This window comes from Geodermatophilus sp. CPCC 205506, from assembly GCF_051383635.1.
Classification (GTDB): domain Bacteria; phylum Actinomycetota; class Actinomycetes; order Mycobacteriales; family Geodermatophilaceae; genus Geodermatophilus.
The window spans coordinates 83,941-105,074 of sequence record NZ_JALPKP010000015.1 but is presented as its reverse complement, the minus strand read 5'-3'; the positions used below and the strand labels follow the sequence as shown (position 1 = coordinate 105,074).

Here is a 21,134-nt window from a genome sequence, read left to right as displayed (position 1 = left end):
CGCCGAGTCCGCCCGCGAGGGCGCCGACGCCGTCACCACCCGGGCGCAGACCCTGGCGGCGCGGGCGGCGGACGTGCGGCGCGGGGCGGCGTCGGTCCACACCCGCCGTGAGGCGCTGCGCACCCGGCACGAGCGCCTGGCGCCGGTGATGAGCGAGCTGCGCCGCCGGTACACGCACGGCGCGTGGGCCGGCGTGGAGCAGGCGCCGCAGCGGGCGGCGCAGGCACTCGCCGAGGTCGACGACGTGCTGGGCCGGCTCGACGGGCTGCTGGCCGCGCCGGTCCTCGACGTGCCGGCCGCGGCCGCCCTGCTCGACCAGGTGCGCGGCGCGGCGGCCCGGGCCGAGCAGGCGATCCGCTCGGCGACCGACCGGCTGGCCCAGCTGGACGCCGCGTCGTCCGACCCCGGCGCCGTGCTCGGCGCGGTGGAGCACGAGCTGGTCGACGCCCGCCGGTTCCTCGCCGCCCTGCCCGAGGGCCGCGGCCAGCGCTACCGGTCGACGTTCGACAACCTCGCCCGCCGGCTGCAGGCGCTGCAGCAGGAGGTGCGGGCGCCCCGGCCGGACTGGGGACACGTGGTCGACGAGGCGCGGTCGGTCACCGCCGGGCTGGACGCCATGATCCGCACCGCCCGCGCCGGCTGAGCCGCGCCCCTCCGCCCCGGCCGGGCCGCGCTCAGCCCGCCTCGGCCAGCAGCCAGCGGAGGATCTCCTCGCCGGCCCGCACGCCGCTGGCCGCGGTCACCTCGACGCCGGCGGCCGACCAGCCCTGCTCGTGCAGCTCCCCGTGCGCCGGCCGGATCGCGGCGTCGGCGGCCGCGAGCATCGGGGCGTCGAGCAGGCTGTCCCCCGCGCAGAGCAGCCGGACCGGGCTCCCGGCGCCGTCGGCCACCTGATCCCGCAGCCGCAGCAGCGCCCCGGCCTTGGTCAGCCCGGCCGGGACCGCGTAGACCTTGCGGCCCTGCAGGCTCACCGTCCACCCGGCGTCCGCGGTCGCCGTCGTCAGGTCGGCCAGCCAGCGCGCGGGGACGGCGGCCCGCGAGCGGGCGACCAGGTAGACGAAGAGGTCCTCGGCGGAGCGCACGGTCTTCACCCACGGCTCGCCGTCGACCGCGGTGAGCAGCCGGAGCACCTCCGGCAGCGGCGCCGACCGTGCGACGACGTCCGCCGCCCAGCCGTCCCAGCCGGGGTCGCGGACGCCGTCGACGAGCAGCGCGCCCCCGTTGGCGCACAGCGCGTACCGCGGCACCGCGGGGAGGCCCACCCGCCGGTACTGGGCCTCGGTGCGGGTGGTGACCGGCACGACGAGCGCCCGGTCCATGAGCTGTCCCAGCAGCGCCCAGGCGCTGTGGGTGACCCGGGACAGCGGCGCGCCGTCGTAGTGCTCGACCACCCGCAGCGGCGGCAGCCCGGCCGGGTCGCCGGCGGAGCCCGCCGAGTAGATGAGCGTGCGGTCGAGGTCGACCGCGACGAGCGCATCGGCCTCCAGCACCGCCGTCACGTGCTCACCGGCCGGATCAGGCCGACGCAGGAGTACGGCAGGTCGGGCACCTCGACCACCGGGACACCCCGGGCCTCGGCGAGGGCGCGGACGTGCCGCAGGTCCTCGGCCCGCCCGGGGTGTGCCAGCACCCGCCAGGGGACCCGGCGCAGCAGCACCCGGGTGGTCTCCCCCACCCCGGGCTTGACCAGGTTGATGTCGGCGATGCCGTGCTCGGCGGCGATCCGCTCGACCGCCGCCCAGCCGGCCCAGGTCGGCCGGCGGTCCGCGGCGGCGTGCGCCGGGAGCGTGGCGGCGACCTGCCCGGCGACCTCGGGGAACCGCGCCGCGACCGTGTCGACGAACAGCCGGGAGACGTCGCCTGCGGCGTGCTCGGCGTAGTACTTCGCACCGTGGAACATGCCCGGTCCGATGAGGTCCCCGCGCAGCACGGTGCGCGACACGAGCCCGGAGACGGTGCTGTTCAGGCAGGCGCTGGGGATGAGGAAGTCGTCGCGGGTGCCGTACAGGTCGGTGCAGCTGCCCGGGTCGGCGAGCACGGCCAGCCGGTCGTCGAGGTCGGCGTGTTCGGGGTGCCGGTCCCGCCAGGCGGCCACCGCGGCGGTCAGCTCGCGCTGGATGGCGCCCTTGCCGGTCCAGCCGTCGACGAAGCGGACCGCGCCGGCGGGGTGCCGGGCGAGCACGGTGGCGAGCGCGACCTCGTCGATGCCCCGGCCGCGGACGATCGAGATCGTGTAGTGCGGCACGTCGGTCCCGGAGGCGGCGGCGAACCAGCGGCGCAGGAGCACACCGACGGGGGTCCCGGCGCGAGCGAGGGAGACCAGCACCGGCCGGTGCCCCGCCTCCGCCGCGGCGGTCCGGACCAGCTCCCCGACGAGGGCGACCGCCTCGGCGAGGCGGTCGGCGCTCTGCGCGAGCGCGGTGTGGAACAGCTCGAGGTAGGCGGCGTCGGGCTGGTACTCGACCGGCAGCATCTCCGAGTAGTGCGTGCCGCCCTGGATCGCCTCCTCGCGGTCCTGCGTGCCACGCTCGAGCGCGACGCCGGACAGGTCGGTGAGCAGCCAGGTGACGTCCTCGACCGGGTAGGACCCGAACCGGCCGGGCACGGCCGCGCGCAGCGCCGGGGCCTCGACGGCGGTCATCGCAGTGCCTCCGGCTCGGCGCCCGGCACGGTCACGAGGTGCACCGCCCGCGCGGCGAACGGCCGCAGCGCGGCCAGCAGCCCGGCGCAGTCGGCCGCGGGCGCGTCCACGACCACGACGACGTCGTCCGCGCGCAGCTCCGACCAGGGCACGCCCGGCGGCGGGACGGCGGCCGGGTCGGTGAGGTTGTGCACCAGCGAGCGCCGCGCAGGGTCGTCGGGCGCGGGGAAGGCCACGGTGCGGCGGACCGCGTAGCCGGGGTCGTCGGCGGCGTGCACCGGGCTGCGGGTGGTCGACTGCAGGAGCACCGGCGTCCCGGGCAGGCGCGTGGCGAGCCGGTCCCCGAGCACCGCGGGGGCGTACATGAGCTCCTCGGTCCCGAGCACCAGCACCCCGCGGCTGCCGATCAGTGCCGGTGCCAGGCGCGCGGCGGCGCTGTCGGCGGCCGCGGCGAGGCGGGCGGTGCCGTCCGGGGTCAGCCCGTGACGGGCGGTGGTCGGGGCGCCGTCCGGCCACAGACCCGGGTGCTCGGCCACCGTGGCGCGTGCTCCGGACGGCGGCGGCGCGGGCGGCGGCAGCGCGTCGCGGGCGGCCGCGGCCCGGCCCAGGACGTCGGGCGGGAAGGTGAGCCGGGCGGCGACGACGGCGGCCACGTCGACCCGGACGCCGAGCTCGGCGGCCCGCTGCTCGAACGCGGCCCGCAGCTCGGGGGTGCGCGCGTCGAGCAGCGCGGCGACGACGTAGCGCGGTCGCGGGAACCGGGCGTGCAGCTCGGCGACGGTGTTCAGCGCCGTGCGGCCGGAGGTCAGCTCGTCGTCGACCAGCACCAGCGGGCCGTTCCCGGCCAGCGAGACCTGACCCGCCGGCTGCAGGGCGTGCGCCACGGCGTGCGAGTGCTCCTCCTCGAACCGGGCGGCGACCGGGACCTCGGGGTGCAGCCGCCGGGTGGTGTGCAGGTAGGCCGCGCCGAGCCGCGCGGCGGCGGCGTGGCCCAGGCCGGTCGCGGTCTCGCAGTAGCCGATCACCAGGTCCGGGGCGTCGGCACCGAGCACCGCCGCGACGGCGTCCCCGACGGCCGCGCCCGCCGCCAGCACCGCGGACGGCGCGGCCGGGACGTGCTTGCCGAGCACGCGGGAGACGACCAGCTGGGCCCGTCGCGGGTTGTCCCGCAGGGCCAGGCCGGCCCACTCGGGGAACGCGGCCGCCCCGGGGCCGGACACCTGCGCGTCCAGGAGGCGGGCGACGGTGGCCGACAGCGGAACCGTGTCCGGCGGCGCCGCGGCGAGGGTGCCGGTCATGCCGGCAGCGCCGGGGCGAAGACGCGGGCCACCTGGCGCTGCCCGGCCCCCAGCAGGTCGACCAGCGCCGACTCGTCGGCGACCACGCCGTACACGGCCGCCCGGCGGCTGATCAGCTCGGCCCACAGCGCGTGCGGCCCGAGCTCGTTCATCCGGCCGTGCGCCGAGGGCAGGACGCCGCCCCGGGCCCCGGCGGTCAGGATGTCCAGCGCGTCGTCGTACTCCGAGCGGGCCACGGTGAGCAGCGCGTTGACCACCGACACGTGCGCGGGGTGGATGACGGTCTTGCCGTGCATGCCGTTGGCCTTGTCGAGGGTGGTCTCCCGGATCAGGCCGTCGAGGTCGTCGTCGATCAGGTGCTGGCGCAGGGCGGTCTCCCGCTGGTCGGAGAAGGGGGTCTGCCGCAGCTGCGGCTTGAACAGGCGGGGGCCGGGGATGTGCTCCCAGACGGCGGCGGTGACCACGTGCTCCCCGTTCCGGGCGAACCGGTTGACGATGTCGGCGAGGCAGTCGCGGACCACGGCGACGTCCCAGATGGTGGTGCCGCGGTCGCGGCGCAGCCCGAACAGGCCGGACAGGTCCGATCCCCCCACCCGCACGCAGAGCACCTCGTCGGCGTACCGGTCGACGACCTCGGCCACGGCGGCCAGAGCCGCGGCCCGGGTCTCGGACCAGGCGACGTCGGGCGTCTCGAGGATCGGCATCGCGTAGAGGGGGTGCGCGCACCCGGCGCTCACCTCGGCGACGGCGGCGAGCATCTCGCCCAGCCCGGCGCCGGTCGCCTTGGGCAGGCTGAACCCGGTGAGCCGGGAGAGCGCCGGTCCGGCGGCCGCGGCCACCCGGTGGATCTGGGCGGCCTCCCGGACGCGGACGAACAGCAGCGGGAGGTCCTCCGCGCGGCCGCGGTCGTGGATCCGGCGCAGGGCGGCGACCACGGTGGCCTCGGCGGCGGCGACCTCGGCGTGCGGGATCGCGTCCTCCAGGCACCAGACCATGCTGGTGGCGCCGATCGCCGCCGCACGGGCGGCGTCGACGTCGAGCGCGGGCCGGGTGCCGGGGCTGTAGAGCGTGGCGCCCAGCGCGAGGGCCAGGGTGGCCCGCGGGCTGGCCGGCGTGACCGTGCCCGGGGGCACGGCGAAGAGCCGGTCGTGCTCGTCGTCGGTCAGGTACGCGAAGTGGCGCACGGCTGGCCTCGCTTCTGGGCTGAACGGTGGGCGAGGGCGGGTGGTGCGGTCGGTCAGCCGGCCAGCAGGCCCTGGGCGCGGGCCCGGCGCAGCCAGTCGGGGTACTCGGTCATGAGCCGGTCGAACAGCTCGTCGTCGCTGATCGGCGTCCGGCCCATGAGGTCCTTCTCGTCGACGGCGAAGAAGTCGGCGTTGTCGGTGAAGCGACCCTCGAGATCGTCCAGCCGCTGCAGGAAGGTGAACTGCCGCGGCGAGCCGATGCCCATGAACTGCCAGAACACCGGCTCGTAGGACGCCGACCGGATCTGCGCCGTCGCCACTGCCTTGTCGCTGGGTGCACCGTCGGTGAGGAACATGACGTACACGGGGACCCGGTCGGACAGCGGCGCACGCCGGTCCTGGCTGGAGCCGAAGTAGTGCTGCCGGACCGCTGACATCGCGGCACCGTATCGAGTGTCGAATTCCAGCCGGTGCTTCTTCGTGACGGCGGAGATGAACTCCTGGTGACCATCCAGTCGCAGTCCGGTCTCGGGCTGGTGCACCTGCTTCCCGAACAGGAAGACGTCGACCACGCCGTCGTCGTCGAAGCGCAGGCCGAGCGCGAGCACCCGCTCGGCCAGCCGCTGGACCGCGCCGGAGCGGTAGAGGCCGGCCATCGAGCCGGAGATGTCCAGCACGAGGGCGACGCGCGCGGTGTGCTCGCCCAGGCCCCGCTTCTCCAGGCTGACGCCGGCGGTCTTGACCAGGGACAGCAGCTGCGGCGCGGAGGTGGCCAGCTTCTTCTCGAGGTCGACCAGCCGGCGCTTCTCCATGCTGATCGGGGGGCCGGCGGGTGGACTCGCCGGCGGGCTCACCGGCGGACTCGCCGGTGTCGCGGCGGCGGCCGGGACCGGGGCCGGTTCCTCGTCGACGTCCACGCCGACGTCGGTGGCCAGCCCCGCGAGGCCGTTGGTGTAGCCCTGCCCGACGGCGCGGACCTTCCACTCCCCGCCCCGGCGGTAGACCTCGGCGAACACGAGCGCGGTCTCCTGCCCGGCGGTCACCTCGCAGCGGACCGCGGCGGGCGCCTGCTCGTCGGCGGCCACCTCGACGCCCACGCCGGCCAGGCCGCCGAAGGTGCCGGGGCCGTCCAGCGAGGCGCCGATGACCACCTTCTCCACGTCGGCGGGCAGCCGGTCGGGGTCGATCCGCACCCGGTCGACGGTGACGGCGCCACGGGTGGACTTGCCCAGGTGCCGGACCGCCCCGCCCGCGCCGTCCGGCTGGTTGTAGAACACGAAGTCGGCGTCGCTGCGGACCTTGCCCGCGCCGGTGGTGAGGAAGGCGGACAGGTCGGCGTCCAGCCCAGGCGCCGGCTGCCAGGTCAGGGTGACCACGACCGGCCCGCGGAGGCCGACGGCGGCCAGGCCGACGTTGCCCCCGCGCGGGAGGAGGTGGGTCACTTGCGGCCCGCGGTCCAGTTCATGCCCCACCCGTAGGCGGCGTCGAGGTCGCGCTGGACACCCGGCAGGTAGCGGATCTCCCGCTGCACGGTCAGCGCCCCGCCCGAGTTGGTGAGCAGCGCGATGGCGCAGGACCGGGCGTTCGAGGCGTGCTCGTCGAGCCGGACCTCGATGGGGGCCGCCCCCTGCGGGAACAGCGTGACGACGGCGTCGGCGGCGGCCCAGTTCGGCACGCCCTCGTAGATGTAGGCGAAGACCAGGATGCGCTTGATGGCGTCGAGGTGGTCCAGGTTCACGACGAGGTTCTCACCGCCGGAGACCTTGCCGGAGCGGTCGTCGCCGTCGAGGAACACGTAGGGCGGGCGGTCCAGCGAGCCGAAGGCGTTGCCGAGCGCCTGGACGACGCCCTTCTTCCCGTCGGTCGTCTCCCAGAGACACGCCAGGTCCAGGTCGACGGCGGGGGTCTTGCTGAACAGTCCGCGCTTCTGCGCACCGGAGTTCCAGTTGAGGTTGATCCGCATCTGGCCGCCGGCGCCGCGCCCCTTGGTGAGCGACACCGAGGGCGCGCCCTTGGTGAGGGTCACCTTGGACATCGAGACGCCGCCGGAGGGGGTGGCCGGGGGCTGGGACGGGCGGGTGTAGTCGACCATGACGGGACCTTCCTGGGTGCTGGGGTGCGGGAGGCGCGGGGCGGCCGGGCCCGGACGGCGTCCGGGCCCGGCCACGCCGGTCAGCCGACGTTGACGCCGAAGTCCTGGGCGATGCCGCGCAGGCCGGAGGCGTAGCCCTGGCCGACCGCGCGGAACTTCCAGTCCGGGCCGTTGCGGTACAGCTCGCCGAAGACCATGGCGGTCTCCACCGAGGCGTCCTCGGTCAGGTCGTAGCGGGCGATCTCCTGCCCGTTGGCCTGGTTGACGACGCGGATGAAGGCGTTGCGGACGGCGCCGAAGTTCTGCTTGCGCGTGTCGGCGTCGTAGATGGACACCGGGAAGACGATCTTCTCGCAGGTCGGCGGGACGCCGGCCAGGTTGACCTGGATGACCTCGTCGTCCCCCTCGCCCTGCCCGGTGAGGTTGTCGCCCACGTGCACGACGGAGCCGTCGGGGCTGCGCAGGTTGTTGAAGAAGACGAACCCCGAGTCGTCGGGGGTGACCCGGCCGCCGGCGTCGAGCATGATCGCCGAGGCGTCGAGGTCGAAGTCGCCCCCGGAGAAGGTGTTGACGTCCCAGCCCAGACCGACGTTGACCGCGGTCATGCCGGGCGCCTCCTTGGTCAGTGAGACGTTGCCGCCCTTGCTGAGGCTGACACCCATGTGGAGAACTCCCAATCCATCGCCAGGATGAGCGCAGCGGCGGTTGCCGCTCCGCGAGCGCGGGGGACGGCCGGCCCTCGGGACCGGCCGGAGCCGCCCCTGGTGGTCCGGGCGGAGCGCGCCCGGACCGGTTCCCCCCGCTTCCGTTCCTCGTGGACGGGCCACGAGCAACGGACGTTCGTCGGATACTGCCGCACCTGCTCCGGCGGCGACAGGTTCGGTGGAGCGCCCGCTCAGGGGTGCACCGGCCGGGTCGGCGTCCCGCGGCGGCGCACCGGAGCGGACCTCACCGGCGCTCGTCGTCGGCCGAGCGGACCGCCGCCGTCCGGCCGGTGGGCGGCGCGTCGCCCCGGCCGGAGGTGGGCAGGTCGTCGTGCGTGTGCGGCGCGGCGACCGCGCGGCCGTCGGACCCGGCGCCCGCGTCGGCGGCCTCCGTGTGCCCGGTCCGGCCGGCGGCGGCGTCCTTCTTGTTCTTCCGCAGGCTGGCCCAGGTGGTCACCAGCAGGGTGACCACGATGACGGCCAGCGACAGCCAGGTCGGGATCTCCGGGACCGCGGTGACGTGCTCGCCGCCGTTGATGAACGGCAGCTCGTTCTCGTGGAGCGCGTGGATGACCAGCTTGACGCCGATGAAGCCGAGGATGACCGCGAGGCCGTAGGCCAGGTAGACCAGCTTGTCCAGCAGCCCGTCGAGCAGGAAGAACAGCTGGCGGAGGCCGAGCAGGGCGAAGGCGTTGGCGGTGAAGACCAGGTAGGTCTCCTGGGTGAGACCGAAGATCGCCGGGATCGAGTCGACGGCGAAGAGGATGTCGGCGCTGCCGATCGCGATGAGCGCGATGAACAGCGGGGTGATGTACCGCTTGCCCTTGACCTTCGCGGTCAGCCGGTCGCCGTGGTAGTCGTCGGTGGTCGGCAGCAGGCGACGGGTGAGCCGCAGGAAGCTGTTCTCCTTGAACTCCTCCTCGTCGTCGTGGCCGCCGCTCCTGGCCTGCGCCCACGCGGTGTAGATGAGGAAGCCGCCGAAGATGTAGAAGACCCAGCTGAAGTTCTCGATGGCCGCGGCGCCCAGGAAGATGAAGATCGTCCGCAGCACGAGGGCGAAGGCGATGCCGAAGAGCAGCACCTTCTGCTGCAGTTCCCGGGGCACGGCGAAGCTCGCCATGATCAGGACGAAGACGAACAGGTTGTCGACCGAGAGGCTCTTCTCGGTGATGAAGCCGGCGAAGTACTCACCGCCGTACTGCGGGCCGGCGAACCAGAGCACCAGCAGCCCGAAGACGATGGCGATGCCGACGTAGACCGCCGACCAGGTGGCCGACTCACGCAGCGTCGGGGCGTGGGGCGTGCGGACGTGGCCGACGAAGTCGAACACGAGCATGCCGATGATCGCGGCGATGGTGATCGCCCAGATCCAGAGCGGGACATCCATACAGGGGTACCTCCGGAGGACTGGCAGCTGTCAGCACCGGAGGTCTCTCCCGCCGCCCGGAAGGACCGGACGACCGGCAGCGCCGGGGATCACTGGACCCCGTGTTGACGACGCTGCCGAGTGGGGATACTCCCCTCCACGGGACCGGCCAGCCTGCGTCGAGGCGTGCCCGGTCCCAGAGGGTCCAACGGCCGGGCCGGCGGCGGGGTTCCCGAACTCCCAGGGAACCTCCAGCCGTCGGTCACGCCGTCGGTCACGCCGTCGGTCACGCCGTCGTGGGCCGCCGGCTCCGGGGCAGTGCGGCCACGATCGCGTCGTAGGAGGCGTCGACCAGCTCACGGACCTCGTCGTCGGGCACGGGGCCGGTCCAGTCGACGGCGTTCCAGCCGTACCGCCCGACGTAGGCGCTCTGCGTGATCGCCCCCGGGTAGCGGTCCCGCCACTCGGCGGCCTCGGCGGCGTCCCGGCCGCACTTCACGCCGACGGTGCCGCTGTCCAGGCCGATGAACGCGAAGGCCTTGCCGCCCACCTTGGCGACCAGCTCGGCCTCCCCCCAGGGGTAGCTCTCCTCCGCGCCCGGCTTGCCCAGGCAGTGGGCGACCAGCTCCTCCCTGTGCATCAGGCGTGCGCGGCGTCGAGCTGCCGGAGCTCCTTCTTGAGCTCGGTCAGCTCGTCGCGCAACCGGGCCGCCACCTCGAACTGCAGCTCCCGGGCGGCGGCGAGCATCTGCTCGTTCATCTGCGTGATGAGATCGGCCAGCTCGTTGCGCGGCAACCCCTGGACCTCGATCGCGCCGGCCTTCCCGGCCTTCTTCCTCGACGAGAGCCCCGGCACCGGCGACTTCCCGCGGGACTGCTGCCGCCCCGAGCCGCCGAGCAGCTCGGCGGAGGCATCGGTGTCGTCGGCCGCCTGGTAGATGCCGTCGAGGATGTCGACGATCTTCTTCCGCAGCGGCTGGGGGTCGACCCCGCGCTCGGTGTTGTAGGCGATCTGCTTCTCGCGCCGGCGGTTGGTCTCCTCGATCGCGTGCGCCATCGAAGGGGTGATCTTGTCGGCGTACATGTGCACCTGCCCCGAGACGTTGCGGGCGGCGCGGCCGATCGTCTGGATCAGCGAGGTCCCCGACCGGAGGAAGCCCTCCTTGTCGGCGTCGAGGATCGCCACCAGCGACACCTCCGGCAGGTCCAGGCCCTCGCGGAGCAGGTTGATGCCGACCAGGACGTCGTACTCGCCCTGCCGGAGCTCGCGGAGCAGCTCGACCCGGCGCAGGGTGTCGACCTCGGAGTGCAGGTAGCGGACCCGGATGCCGAGCTCGAGCAGGTAGTCGGTGAGGTCCTCGGCCATCTTCTTGGTCAGGGTGGTGACCAGGATCCGCTCGTCCTTCTCGGTGCGGACCCGGATCTCGTGCACCAGGTCGTCGATCTGCCCCTTGGTCGGCTTGATGACGACCTCCGGGTCGACCAGGCCAGTAGGGCGGATGACCTGCTCGACGAACTCGCCCTGCGTGCGGCCCAGCTCGTAGGGGCCGGGCGTCGCGGACAGGTAGACCGTCTGGCCGATCCGGTCGGTGAACTCCTCCCACTTCAGCGGGCGGTTGTCCATCGCCGACGGCAGCCGGAACCCGTGCTCCACCAGCGTCCGCTTGCGGCTCATGTCGCCCTCGTACATGCCGCCGATCTGCGGCACGGTCACGTGCGACTCGTCGATGACCAGCAGGAAGTCGTCGGGGAAGTAGTCGATGAGACAGGCGCCGGCGGAGCCGGGCGCGCGCCCGTCGATGTGCCGCGAGTAGTTCTCGATGCCCGAGCAGAACCCGACCTGGCGCATCATCTCGATGTCGTAGGTGGTGCGCATGCGCAGCCGCTGGGCCTCCAGCAGCTTGCCCTGCCGCTCAAGCTCGGCCAGCCGCTGCTCGAGCTCGGCCTCGATGCTCCCGATCGCCCGCTCCATGCGCTCGGGGCCGGCGACGTAGTGGGTGGCCGGGAAGACGAACAGCTCCTCGACCTCGCGGATGACCTCGCCGGTCAGCGGGTGCAGGTAGTACAGCCGCTCCACCTCGTCGCCGAACATCTCGATCCGGACGGCGAGCTCCTCGTAGACGGGGAAGACCTCGATGGTGTCGCCCCGGACCCGGAAGGTGCCGCGGGTGAAGGACAGGTCGTTGCGGGTGTACTGCTCGGTGACCAGCGTGCGGAGCAGCTCGTCGCGGTCCCGCTCCTCCCCGACCGAGATCTTCAGCGCGCGGTCGACGTACTCCTGCGGCGTGCCCAGGCCGTAGATGCAGGACACCGTGGCCACCACGACCACGTCCCGCCGGGTGAGCAGCGCCTGCGTCGCCGAGTGCCGCAGCCGCTCGACCTCCTCGTTGATCGAGGAGTCCTTCTCGATGTAGGTGTCGGTCTGCGGGACGTAGGCCTCGGGCTGGTAGTAGTCGTAGTACGAGACGAAGTACTCGACGGCGTTGTCGGGCAGCAGCTCGCGGAACTCGTTGGCCAGCTGCGCGGCGAGGGTCTTGTTCGGCGCCATGACCAGCGTCGGCCGTTGCACCTGCTCGACCAGCCAGGCCGTCGTCGCCGACTTGCCGGTGCCGGTGGCGCCGAGGAGGACGACGTCCTGCTCGCCGGCGTTCACCCGCTCGGCGAGCGCGGTGATCGCCGCCGGCTGGTCGCCCGAGGGCTGGAAGTCGCTGACGACGCGGAAGCGCCCCTGGGTCGGCCGGAGATCGGTGGTCGCGCGCACGGGTCGACGGTACGACGGGGGTGTGACAGGACGGCGTCCGTGCGACGCCCGCGCACTCCCGGGGCGGACGGGACCGATCCACTGGCCCCGGGTGCTTGCCCTGGGGTATCCGACCCGCCTAGCGTCCCCGGTCGCAGGAGCGGTCACCGCCGGGGACCAGCGCCACCCGGGGACACCCGGGCGAGGTCGGACCCCGGCGCCGCTGCCGGCCGGACCTGCGCACGACGCCCCCCGTGGAGAACCGCGGGGGGCGTCGTCGTCCGGGGTGAGCGAGATCTCCCCCGCCGGGCACCGGACCGAGGTGTGCGGGCCCCCCGGAGGGGGCAACGGGGGCATGGTGCACCACGTGTGACCCGACCTCCTCGCCCGTGCCCCGCGGCGGGAGGCCACCGGCCCCCGGCCTCCCGGGGGCGCCAGCGCAGGAGGACCTCGTTTCATGACCCAGGTGTGGCCTGGTACCGCCTACCCCCTCGGTGCCACCTACGACGGCACCGGCACCAACTTCGCGATCTTCAGTGAGGTCGCCGAGAAGGTCGAGCTGTGCCTCTTCGACGACGCCGGCAACGAGGAGCGCATCCGCCTGCCGGAGATGGACGGGTTCGTCTGGCACGCCTTCCTGCCCGGCATCCAGCCCGGCCAGCGCTACGGCTACCGCATCCACGGCCCCTACCACCCGTCGCAGGGCATGCGGTGCAACCCGAACAAGCTGCTGCTCGACCCCTACGCGAAGGCCATCGACGGCCGGGTCGACTGGGACCCGTCGGTGTTCGGGTACGACTTCGACAGCGGGGAGCGCAACGACGAGGACTCGGCCGCGCACATGCCGAAGTCCGTCGTCGTCAACCCGTACTTCGACTGGGGCGTGGACCGGCCCCCGCGGACCCCGTACCACAAGTCGGTGATCTACGAGGCCCACGTCAAGGGCCTCACGATGACCCACCCGGACGTGCCGGAGGACCTGCGCGGCACGTACGCGGGCATCGCGCACCCGGCGGTCATCGACCACCTCACCGGGCTCGGCGTCACCGCGATCGAGCTCATGCCCGTGCACCAGTTCGTGCAGGACGACACCCTGGAGCAGAAGGGCCTGCGCAACTACTGGGGCTACAACACGATCGGCTTCTTCGCCCCGCACAACGAGTACGCCAGCAACACCGACAACGGCATGCAGGTGGCGGAGTTCAAGGGGATGGTCCGGACCCTGCACGAGGCGGGGATCGAGGTCATCCTCGACGTGGTCTACAACCACACCGCCGAGGGCAACCACCTCGGGCCGACGCTGTCGTTCAAGGGCATCGACAACCGGGCCTACTACCGGCTGGTCGAGGACGACCCGCAGTACTACATGGACTACACCGGCACCGGGAACTCGCTCAACGCCCGCACCCCGCAGGCCCTGCAGCTGATCATGGACTCGCTGCGGTACTGGATCACCGAGATGCACGTCGACGGCTTCCGCTTCGACCTCGCCTCCACCCTCGCCCGCGAGCTGCACGCCGTCGACCGGCTGTCGGCCTTCTTCGACCTGGTGCACCAGGACCCGGTGGTCAGCCAGGTCAAGCTCATCGCCGAGCCCTGGGACGTCGGCGAGGGCGGCTACCAGGTCGGCAACTTCCCGGCCCTGTGGACCGAGTGGAACGGCAAGTACCGCGACACCGTCCGCGACTTCTGGCGCGGCGAGGACGCGACCGTCGGCGAGTTCGCCAGCCGGATCACCGGTTCCTCGGACCTGTACCAGCACTCGGGCCGGCGCCCGGTGGCCAGCATCAACTTCGTCACCGCGCACGACGGGTTCACGCTGACCGACCTCGTCTCCTACAACGAGAAGCACAACGAGGCCAACGGCGAGGGCAACAACGACGGCGAGAGCCACAACCGCAGCTGGAACTGCGGGGTGGAGGGCGAGACCGTCGACAAGAAGGTGCTCACCCTGCGGGCCCGTCAGCGCCGCAACTTCCTGGCCACGCTGATGCTCAGCCAGGGCGTGCCCATGCTCCTGCACGGCGACGAGCTGGGCCGGACGCAGCAGGGCAACAACAACGGCTACTGCCAGGACTCGCCGCTGACCTGGGTCCACTGGGACGAGGTCGACGAGGGGCTGCTGGAGTTCACCAAGCTGGTCACCCGGCTGCGTGCCGAGCACCCGACGTTCCGCCGTCGTCGCTTCTTCCACGGCCGGCCGGTGCGGCGCGAGCGGGGCGCCCCGGTGCAGGACATCGCCTGGCTCACGCCGGACGGTGACCTGATGACCGAGGACGACTGGGACGCCGGCTTCGCCAAGTCGATCGCCATGTACCTCAACGGGCACGGCATCCGGTCGACCGACGAGCGCGGCGAGGACGTCGTCGACGACCACTTCTACCTGGCGTTCAACGCGACGCACGAGCCGATGGACTTCACCCTGCCGGCCGAGGAGTACGCCGCGGCCTGGACGGTCGTCCTCGACACCGCCGAGATGGAGGCCGTCGAGCCGACGCAGCTCAAGCCCGGCGAGACGATCACCGTGGAGGACCGGTCGATGGTCGTGTTCAGCGCCCCGCGTCGCGCGTGAGCGGGCCCGAGATGAGCGAGCCGGGCACGAGCGAGCCGCTGAGCCGGGAGCGCCGGCGCGCGGTGCCCACCGCGACCTACCGGCTGCAGGTGACGGCGGACTTCACCCTGGACGACGCCGCGTCGGTCGCCGGCTACCTGGCCGACCTCGGGGTGAGCCACGCCTACACCTCTCCCCTGTTGCGCGCGGCCGCCGGCAGCACGCACGGCTACGACACCGTCGACCACGCGCACGTCGACGAGTCGCGGGGCGGGCAGGCCGGCTTGGACCGGCTGGTCGCCGCGCTGCACGCGCAGGGGCTGGGCCTCGTGCTCGACCTGGTGCCCAACCACATGGGCGTGGCCGATCCGGCCGAGGCGCCGTGGTGGTGGGACGTGCTGCGGCACGGCCGGGACAGCGCGCACGCCGGCGCGTTCGACATCGACTGGGACTTCGGCGGCGGCAGGGTGCGGCTGCCGGTGCTGGGCTCGGCGGACGACGTCGAGAAGCTGGAGGTGGTGGACGGGGAGCTGCGGTACTACGACAACCGCTTCCCGATCGCGCCGGGCACCGGGCAGGGCACCCCGCAGGAGGTGCACGCCCGCCAGCACTACGAGCTGGTCGACTGGCGGCGGGCCGACGCCGACCTGAACTACCGGCGGTTCTTCGCGATCAACACCCTCGCCGGGCTGCGCGTGGAGGACCCGGAGGTGTTCGCCGCGACCCATGAGCTGGTCCTGCGGCTGGTCGAGGTCGGCGCCGTCGACGGCCTGCGGATCGACCACCCCGACGGCCTGGCCGACCCCAAGGGCTACCTCGACCGGCTGGCCGAGGCCTCGGGCGGGCGCTGGACCGTGGTGGAGAAGATCCTCGAGCCCGGGGAGGACCTGCCGGAGAGCTGGTCGACGGCCGGGACGACGGGCTACGACGCGCTGGCCGAGGTGGACGACGTGCTCGTCGACCCGGCCGGCGAGGCGGCGCTGACCGCGCTGGACACCGAGCTGTCCGGCGCGCCGGTGGACTATGCGCGGTTGGTGCACGACTGCAAGCGCGAGGTGACCGACGGGATCCTCGGCTCGGAGGTGGCCCGCCTGGTGCGGGTCATCGGCGAGTTGCCCGGCATCGACGTCGCGCAGCAGACCGAGGCGCTGGCCGAGCTGCTGGCGGGCTTCCCCGTCTACCGCACCTACCTGCCCGACGGCCGCGAGCACCTCGACGCGACCGTGGCCGCGGTCCGGGAGCGCCGTCCCGACCTCACCGACGCCGTGGACGCACTGCACACGGTGCTGTCGCAGGCGGGGACCGAGGCCGCCACCCGCTTCGAGCAGACCAGCGGTCCGGTGATGGCCAAGGGCGTCGAGGACAGCGCCTACTACCGCTGGGCGCGGTTCGTCGCGCTCAACGAGGTGGGCGGCGACCCGGCGCGCTTCGGCAGCACGGTCGAGGAGTTCCACGAGGCGCAGCAGCGCCGCCTGGCGCGCAGGCCCGAGTCGATGACCGCGCTGTCGACGCACGACACCAAGCGCAGCGAGGACGTGCGCGCCCGGCTGGCGGTGCTCGCCGAGCTGCCCACCGAGTGGGCGCAGCTGGTGCGACAGCTGCTCTCCCGGCACCCGCTGGCCGACCGACCGCTGGCCCACCTGGTGTGGCAGAACCTGGTCGGGGCCTGGCCGCTGTCCCGCGAGCGGGCGCACGCCTACGTGGAGAAGGCCGCCCGCGAGGCGGGGACGTCGACGACGTGGACCGACCCGGCCGAGGAGTTCGAGAACCGGCTGCACGCGCTGGTCGACGCCGCGTTCGACGACGAGCAGACGAACGGCGCGATCGAGGACCTCGTCGCCCGGATCGCGCCCTTCGGGAGGTCCAACTCTCTGGCGCAGAAGCTCCTGCAGCTCACCATCCCCGGCGTCCCGGACGTCTACCAGGGCACCGAGCTGTGGGACCTCTCCCTCGTCGACCCGGACAACCGCCGTCCGGTCGACTACGAGCTGCGCCGCCGGCTGCTGGCCCGGCTGGACGGCGGCGAGGTGCCCGCGGTCGACGAGAGCGGCGCGGCCAAGCTGCTCGTGGTCTCCCGCACGCTGCGGGCCCGCCGCGAGCACCCGGAGTGGTTCGCCGGCTACCAACCGGTGGCGGCGACCGGCGCGACGGCGGGGCACGTGGTCGCCTTCGACCGCGGGGGTGCGGTGACGGTGGCCACCCGGCTGCCGGTCGGGCTGGCCGGCGCCGGCGGCTGGGGCGACACCGCGCTGCAGCTGCCGAACGGCGCCTGGCGGGACCTGCTCACCGGAGACTGCTTCGTCTCCGACGCCGCCGGGATGCCGGTGCGCGACGTGTTGGGGCGGCTGCCGGTCGCCCTGCTGGTCCGCGACTGAAAGTGAGGGGCCTGGGACGGTGCGCCGTCCCCGGCCCGGCCTGTCGCGCCACGCCGGGGTGACACGCCGGGTGCCGCGGAGTCGCTCGATGGCCTCCGCCTACCGTCCCCCGGGTGCCCGGCCGACCGGCCGGGCACGGCGCCGTCCCGCCCAACCCCGTCCGGCGGCGTCCTGACCACAGCACAACCGTGGACGGGGGTGGGGGAACCACATTCGACGCCACGTGCGTCTCGGGGTGAAGCCGCGTTCCGCGGCCGGGCACCGATCGTCCGAACCCGACAGCTCACCCCGCAGGCGGTCGATCGGAGGATCCCCTTGTCCCAGCACGATCGTTCCTGCCTGCCTGCCCGCGGTCTGCGCCGCGGTGCCGTCGTCCTCACCGGCGCGGCGGCCCTCTCCCTCGGCGCCCTCGCCGGCCCGGCGCTTGCCGCCGGCCCCAACAACTGGGACGCCGTCGCCCAGTGCGAGTCCGGCGGCAACTGGAGCATCAACACCGGCAACGGCTACTACGGCGGCCTGCAGTTCAGCCCCGGCACCTGGGCGGCCTACGGCGGCACCGCGTACGCGGCCCGCGCCGACCTCGCCTCCAAGGAGCAGCAGATCGCCGTCGCCGAGCGCACGCTCGACGGCCAGGGCCCCGGCGCCTGGCCGACCTGCGGGAAGGGCCTCGACCCGGCCGCGCCCGAGTGGGGCGCCCCGGCCCCCGCGGCCGCCCCCGCACCCGCCGCGGCGTCCGCCGGGACCTACGTGGTCAAGCCCGGCGACACGCTCGGCAAGATCGCCGCCGCGCACGGCACCCCCGGTGGGTGGCAGGCGCTGTACGAGAAGAACAGGAACGTGCTGAGCAGCCCGCACGTCCTCCAGGTCGGCCAGACGCTCGTGCTCTGACGCCGGTGTCCGGGATCCGGGGCGCCGCCGTCGGCGGCGTCCCGGAGCCCGGTGGGTGAGCGCCGCGCAGGTCACGATTGGCCTCCGGTCGGACGGGCATGTTCTGGCCGCCGGTCCCCCGGCCGATCCGTCCCACCCCGCCTGGAGGCCCCCGCATGTCCGCACCCGTCGACTTCTCCGTCTGGGCACCGCTGCCGAAGCGGGTCCGGCTCCAGGTCGACGGCACGGTGCACGAGATGCACCGCGGCGACGGCGGCTGGTGGCGCGCCGAGGTCGAGGCCGGGCCGGAGGCGGACTACGGCTTCCTGCTGGACGACGACGACACGCCTTGGCCGGATCCGCGCTCGCGGCGCCAGCCGAACGGCGTGCACGGACTCTCCCGCCGCTTCGACCCGGCGGCGTACCGCTGGGTCGACCGGGCGTGGACCGGGCGGCCGCTCGCCGGCGGCGTGGTCTACGAGCTGCACGTCGGCACGTTCACCCCCGAGGGCACCCTCGACGCCGCCGTCGGCCGACTGGACCACCTCGTGGAGCTCGGCATCGACTTCGTCGAACTGCTCCCGGTCAACGGCTTCAACGGCACGCACAACTGGGGCTACGACGGCGTCCTCTGGTACGCGGTGCAGGAGGAGTACGGCGGCCCGGCGGCCTACCAGCGCTTCGTCGACGCCTGCCACCAACGCGGCCTGGCCGTGATCCAGGACGTCGTCTACAACCACCTCGGTCCGTCGGGGAACTACCTGCCGCTGTTCTTCCCGGTCTTCGCCGAGGGCGGCGCCACCACGTGGGGCAACTCGGTCAACCTGTCGGGGCCGGACTCCGACGAGGTGCGCCGCTACATCGTCGACAACGCCCTCATGTGGCTGCGCGACATGCACGTCGACGGGCTGCGCCTGGACGCCGTCCACGCGCTGGTCGACGAGCGGGCCACCCACGTGCTGGAGGAGATGGCGCAGGAGGTCGACCGGCTGTCGGTCGCCGAGGGCCGCCCACTGACGCTGATCGCCGAGAGCGACCTCAACGACCCGCGCCTGGTCACCCCGCGCGTGGCCGGTGGCATGGGGCTGACGGCGCAGTGGAGCGACGACTTCCACCACGCGCTGCACGCGACGCTGACCGGCGAGGGGCAGGGGTACTACGCGGACTTCGCCGCCGCCGGGCTCGCCGGCCTGGCCAAGACGCTGACCGGCGCGTACTTCCACGACGGCGCGTGGTCGAGCTTCCGGCGGCGGCACCACGGCCGGCCGGTGGACACCAACGTGCTGCCGGGCTGGAAGTTCCTCGCCTACCTGCAGGACCACGACCAGATCGGCAACCGGGCCGTCGGCGACCGCATCTCGGCCTCGCTCTCCCCCGACCTGCTGGCGGTGGGCGCCACCATCGTGCTGACCAGCCCGTTCACCCCGATGCTGTTCATGGGCGAGGAGTGGGGGGCCGCGACGCCGTGGCAGTTCTTCACCAGCCACCCCGAGCCGGAGCTCGGCAAGGCCACCGCCGAGGGCCGGATCGGCGAGTTCGCCGAGCACGGGTGGGACGCCGCGGTGGTCCCCGACCCGCAGGACCCGGAGACCTTCACCCGCTCCAAGCTGGACTGGAGCGAGCTCGAGCGGGAGCCGCACTCCCGGCTGCTCGGCGCGCACCGGGCGTTGCTGGCGCTGCGCCGGGCGCACCCCGACCTGCTCGACCCCGACCTGTCGGCGGTCGACGTCAGCTGGGACGACGCCGACCGCTGGCTGGTGGTGCACCGGGGCTCGCTGCGGGTGGTGGCGAACCTGTCCGGCGAGCCCCGCGAGATCGACCTCGACGCCCCCGCCCGCGAGGTGCTGTTCGCCAGCGGCGAGCTGCCGGTCCTGGACGGCAGGACGGTGACCGTGCCCCGGGAGAGCGCCGTCGTCCTCTCCACCCGCTGACCGTGCGCCGGCTGCTGCCCACCCCGGCCGGGGACCTCCGGGACGACGAGCTGCCCGACCACTACCGGCTGCCGCCGGGCCGCGCGCTGCGGGTGAACTTCGTCGCCTCGCTCGACGGAGCGGTCACCGTCGAGGGGGTGAGCGAGGGGCTCGGCTCCCCGGGTGACCGGCGGGTGTTCCAGGTCCTGCGGTCCCTGGCCGACGTGGTGCTCGTCGGGCACGGCACGGCGGCCGGCGAGGGGTACCGGCCGGTGGCGGCGGACTCGACCGTGGGCCGGCTGCGCGCCGCGCTCGGCCGGCCGGCCGAGCTGCCGATCGCGGTGGTCTCGCGGCGGGCGTCGCTGGCTCCCGGGGACCGGCTCGCGGCGGCCCCCACGCTGCTGGTCACGTGCGCGACGGCCGATCCCGGGCGGCGGGCGGCGCTCGCCGCGGCCGGCGTGACCGTGCTCGTGTGCGGGGAGGACGACGTCGACCTGCCGCTGGCGCTGGACCGGCTGGCCGACCTCGGGCACGAGCAGGTGCTGTGCGAGGGCGGCCCGGCGCTGCTGGCCTCCGCGCTGGCGGCCGGGGTGGTCGACGAGCTGGACCTCACCGTCGCGCCGGCGCTGGTCGGCGGGCAGAGCCGGCTGCTGCCCTCGGCGCTGCCCGCCGTGGTCCGGCCCCGGCTGGTGCAGCTGCTCGAGGAGGACGGCGTCCTCTTCACCCGCTACGCGATCGGCTGAGCGCCGATCAGCCGGACGACGTCGCCGTAGCCGGTCAGGCGGGCGTCCGCGGTCAGCAGGACGACCCCTTCCACCGAGGCCTGAGCGACGAGGAGCCGGTCGAACGGGTCGCGGTGCACGACCGGGAGGTCCTCGACGGCGGCGGCGTGGTCCGCGGTCACCGGCAGGTGGTCGAGCACCAGCTCGCGGGTCACCCGACGCAACCAGGTCCGGACGTCGGTGCCGAGAGACAGCTTGCGCGGGTGCTGCTTGATGGCCAGCTCCCAGACGCTGACCGCCGACACGATCCGCTGGTCGGCGTCCGCCAGGAGCTCCTCCGCTGCGCCGAGTCGTTCCGGTGTGGTCGCGGCCCACACGAGCACATGGGTGTCGAGGAGGAGCCTCACTCCTCGCCCTCGAAGGCGCGCTGCAAGTCCTCCGGCAGCGGGTCGTCGAAGTCCTCGGCGATCCAGACCCGGCCGCGGTCGAAGCCGAAGTTCGGTGTCCGGCGAGCCGGCCCGACGAGCCGGGCCACCACCCGGCCCCGGTTGGTGATCTCCACCTCTTCCCCGGCGGCGACCTTCTCGAGCAGCCGGGACAGGTGCGTCTTCGCCTCGTGCACCCCGGCGGACGTAGTCACATCACTTGGTCTACTCGCGGACGTCGGTATCCGGCGTCCGGCTTG

At 73.7% G+C, this 21,134-nt stretch carries 18 protein-coding genes and 1 riboswitch; of the genes, 6 read left to right on the top strand and 12 right to left on the bottom strand.

Features of this window, described 5'->3' with window-relative positions; translation table 11 throughout:
* A partial coding sequence (locus MY520_RS11015; protein ID WP_436692132.1) for a hypothetical protein occupies nt 1-643 on the top strand: 643 nt, incomplete at its 5' end.
* 31 nt (nt 644-674) lie between these two features.
* Here MY520_RS11015 and MY520_RS11010 read toward each other — a convergent pair.
* The 10 genes from MY520_RS11010 to uvrB all read right to left on the bottom strand — a co-directional run bounded on the left by MY520_RS11010 (nt 675) and on the right by uvrB (nt 12,045).
* Nucleotides 675-1,499: a hypothetical protein gene (locus MY520_RS11010; RefSeq protein WP_436692131.1), complete on the bottom strand. Its 825-nt coding sequence runs from the start codon at nt 1,497-1,499 to the stop codon at nt 675-677.
* Nucleotides 1,496-2,641: a cysteine protease StiP family protein gene (locus MY520_RS11005; protein WP_436692130.1), complete on the bottom strand. Its 1,146-nt coding sequence runs from the start codon at nt 2,639-2,641 to the stop codon at nt 1,496-1,498. Before MY520_RS11005 ends, MY520_RS11010 begins: the two co-directional genes overlap by 4 nt.
* A complete protein-coding gene (locus tag MY520_RS11000; protein ID WP_436692129.1) occupies nt 2,638-3,939 on the bottom strand; it encodes a phosphoribosyltransferase domain-containing protein in 1,302 nt (433 codons plus the stop codon). The genes MY520_RS11005 and MY520_RS11000 overlap by 4 nt, the downstream gene beginning before the upstream one ends.
* Entirely contained in the window at nt 3,936-5,123 is a 1,188-nt protein-coding gene (locus tag MY520_RS10995) for an HpcH/HpaI aldolase/citrate lyase family protein (protein WP_436692128.1), read from the bottom strand. Before MY520_RS10995 ends, MY520_RS11000 begins: the two co-directional genes overlap by 4 nt.
* Nucleotides 5,124-5,176: 53 nt before the next feature.
* Nucleotides 5,177-6,565 (bottom strand): VWA domain-containing protein, encoded by a 1,389-nt coding sequence (locus MY520_RS10990; protein ID WP_436692127.1) that lies wholly within the window; start codon nt 6,563-6,565, stop codon nt 5,177-5,179.
* A complete protein-coding gene (locus tag MY520_RS10985; protein WP_436692126.1) occupies nt 6,562-7,215 on the bottom strand; it encodes a TerD family protein in 654 nt (217 codons plus the stop codon). The genes MY520_RS10990 and MY520_RS10985 overlap by 4 nt, the downstream gene beginning before the upstream one ends.
* A gap of 80 nt (nt 7,216-7,295) precedes the next feature.
* Nucleotides 7,296-7,877 carry a TerD family protein gene (locus MY520_RS10980; RefSeq protein ID WP_436692125.1) on the bottom strand — a complete coding sequence of 194 codons (582 nt, stop codon included), beginning with the start codon at nt 7,875-7,877 and terminating at the stop codon, nt 7,296-7,298.
* Nucleotides 7,878-8,163: 286 nt separating this feature from the next.
* Nucleotides 8,164-9,306 carry a TerC family protein gene (locus tag MY520_RS10975; RefSeq protein ID WP_436692124.1) on the bottom strand — a complete coding sequence of 381 codons (1,143 nt, stop codon included), beginning with the start codon at nt 9,304-9,306 and terminating at the stop codon, nt 8,164-8,166.
* Nucleotides 9,307-9,571: 265 nt separating this feature from the next.
* Nucleotides 9,572-9,925 carry an MmcQ/YjbR family DNA-binding protein gene (locus MY520_RS10970; protein ID WP_436692123.1) on the bottom strand — a complete coding sequence of 118 codons (354 nt, stop codon included), beginning with the start codon at nt 9,923-9,925 and terminating at the stop codon, nt 9,572-9,574.
* Nucleotides 9,925-12,045 (bottom strand): excinuclease ABC subunit UvrB, encoded by a 2,121-nt coding sequence (gene uvrB / locus MY520_RS10965; protein ID WP_436692122.1) that lies wholly within the window; start codon nt 12,043-12,045, stop codon nt 9,925-9,927. Before uvrB ends, MY520_RS10970 begins: the two co-directional genes overlap by 1 nt.
* Before the next feature lie 436 nt (nt 12,046-12,481).
* On the opposite strand from uvrB, the gene glgX reads away from it, so the two are divergent.
* The 5 genes from glgX to MY520_RS10940 all read left to right on the top strand — a co-directional run bounded on the left by glgX (nt 12,482) and on the right by MY520_RS10940 (nt 20,470).
* Nucleotides 12,482-14,596 carry a glycogen debranching protein GlgX gene (gene glgX / locus MY520_RS10960; protein WP_436692121.1) on the top strand — a complete coding sequence of 705 codons (2,115 nt, stop codon included), beginning with the start codon at nt 12,482-12,484 and terminating at the stop codon, nt 14,594-14,596.
* Nucleotides 14,593-16,950 carry a malto-oligosyltrehalose synthase gene (treY, locus tag MY520_RS10955; protein ID WP_436692120.1) on the top strand — a complete coding sequence of 786 codons (2,358 nt, stop codon included), beginning with the start codon at nt 14,593-14,595 and terminating at the stop codon, nt 16,948-16,950. The genes glgX and treY overlap by 4 nt, the downstream gene beginning before the upstream one ends.
* Nucleotides 16,951-17,119: 169 nt before the next feature.
* A riboswitch (cyclic di-AMP (ydaO/yuaA leader) is annotated at nt 17,120-17,263 on the top strand.
* A 2-nt stretch (nt 17,264-17,265) separates the two neighbouring features.
* Nucleotides 17,266-17,838 (top strand): transglycosylase family protein, encoded by a 573-nt coding sequence (locus MY520_RS10950; protein WP_436692119.1) that lies wholly within the window; start codon nt 17,266-17,268, stop codon nt 17,836-17,838.
* Between the two features lie 155 nt (nt 17,839-17,993).
* Nucleotides 17,994-19,748 (top strand): malto-oligosyltrehalose trehalohydrolase, encoded by a 1,755-nt coding sequence (gene treZ / locus MY520_RS10945; protein WP_436692118.1) that lies wholly within the window; start codon nt 17,994-17,996, stop codon nt 19,746-19,748.
* Nucleotides 19,749-19,750: 2 nt separating this feature from the next.
* Nucleotides 19,751-20,470: a dihydrofolate reductase family protein gene (locus MY520_RS10940; RefSeq protein WP_436692117.1), complete on the top strand. Its 720-nt coding sequence runs from the start codon at nt 19,751-19,753 to the stop codon at nt 20,468-20,470.
* Here the strand turns inward: MY520_RS10940 and MY520_RS10935 are convergent.
* Both MY520_RS10935 and MY520_RS10930 read right to left on the bottom strand, forming a co-directional pair.
* On the bottom strand, nt 20,455-20,856 hold the full coding sequence (locus tag MY520_RS10935; protein ID WP_436692116.1) for a type II toxin-antitoxin system VapC family toxin: 402 nt from the start codon (nt 20,854-20,856) through the stop codon (nt 20,455-20,457). The genes MY520_RS10940 and MY520_RS10935 overlap by 16 nt on opposite strands.
* Complete coding sequence (locus MY520_RS10930) at nt 20,853-21,089, bottom strand: type II toxin-antitoxin system Phd/YefM family antitoxin (protein WP_436692115.1); 237 nt, start codon at nt 21,087-21,089, stop codon at nt 20,853-20,855. Before MY520_RS10930 ends, MY520_RS10935 begins: the two co-directional genes overlap by 4 nt.
* Between the last annotated feature and the right edge of the window lie 45 nt (nt 21,090-21,134).

Excerpts from the sequence above, each read along its gene's own strand:
- MY520_RS11005 (WP_436692130.1), bottom strand. The coding sequence starts at position 2,641 with ATGACCGCCGTCGAGGCCCCGGCGCTGCGCGCGGCCGTGCCCGGCCGG.
- MY520_RS11000 (WP_436692129.1), bottom strand. The coding sequence starts at position 3,939 with ATGACCGGCACCCTCGCCGCGGCGCCGCCGGACACGGTTCCGCTGTCG.
- MY520_RS10985 (WP_436692126.1), bottom strand. The coding sequence starts at position 7,215 with ATGGTCGACTACACCCGCCCGTCCCAGCCCCCGGCCACCCCCTCCGGC.
- MY520_RS10980 (WP_436692125.1), bottom strand. The coding sequence starts at position 7,877 with ATGGGTGTCAGCCTCAGCAAGGGCGGCAACGTCTCACTGACCAAGGAG.
- MY520_RS10975 (WP_436692124.1), bottom strand. The coding sequence starts at position 9,306 with ATGGATGTCCCGCTCTGGATCTGGGCGATCACCATCGCCGCGATCATC.
- MY520_RS10970 (WP_436692123.1), bottom strand. The coding sequence starts at position 9,925 with ATGCACAGGGAGGAGCTGGTCGCCCACTGCCTGGGCAAGCCGGGCGCG.
- glgX (WP_436692121.1), top strand. The coding sequence starts at position 12,482 with ATGACCCAGGTGTGGCCTGGTACCGCCTACCCCCTCGGTGCCACCTAC.
- treZ (WP_436692118.1), top strand. The coding sequence starts at position 17,994 with ATGTCCGCACCCGTCGACTTCTCCGTCTGGGCACCGCTGCCGAAGCGG.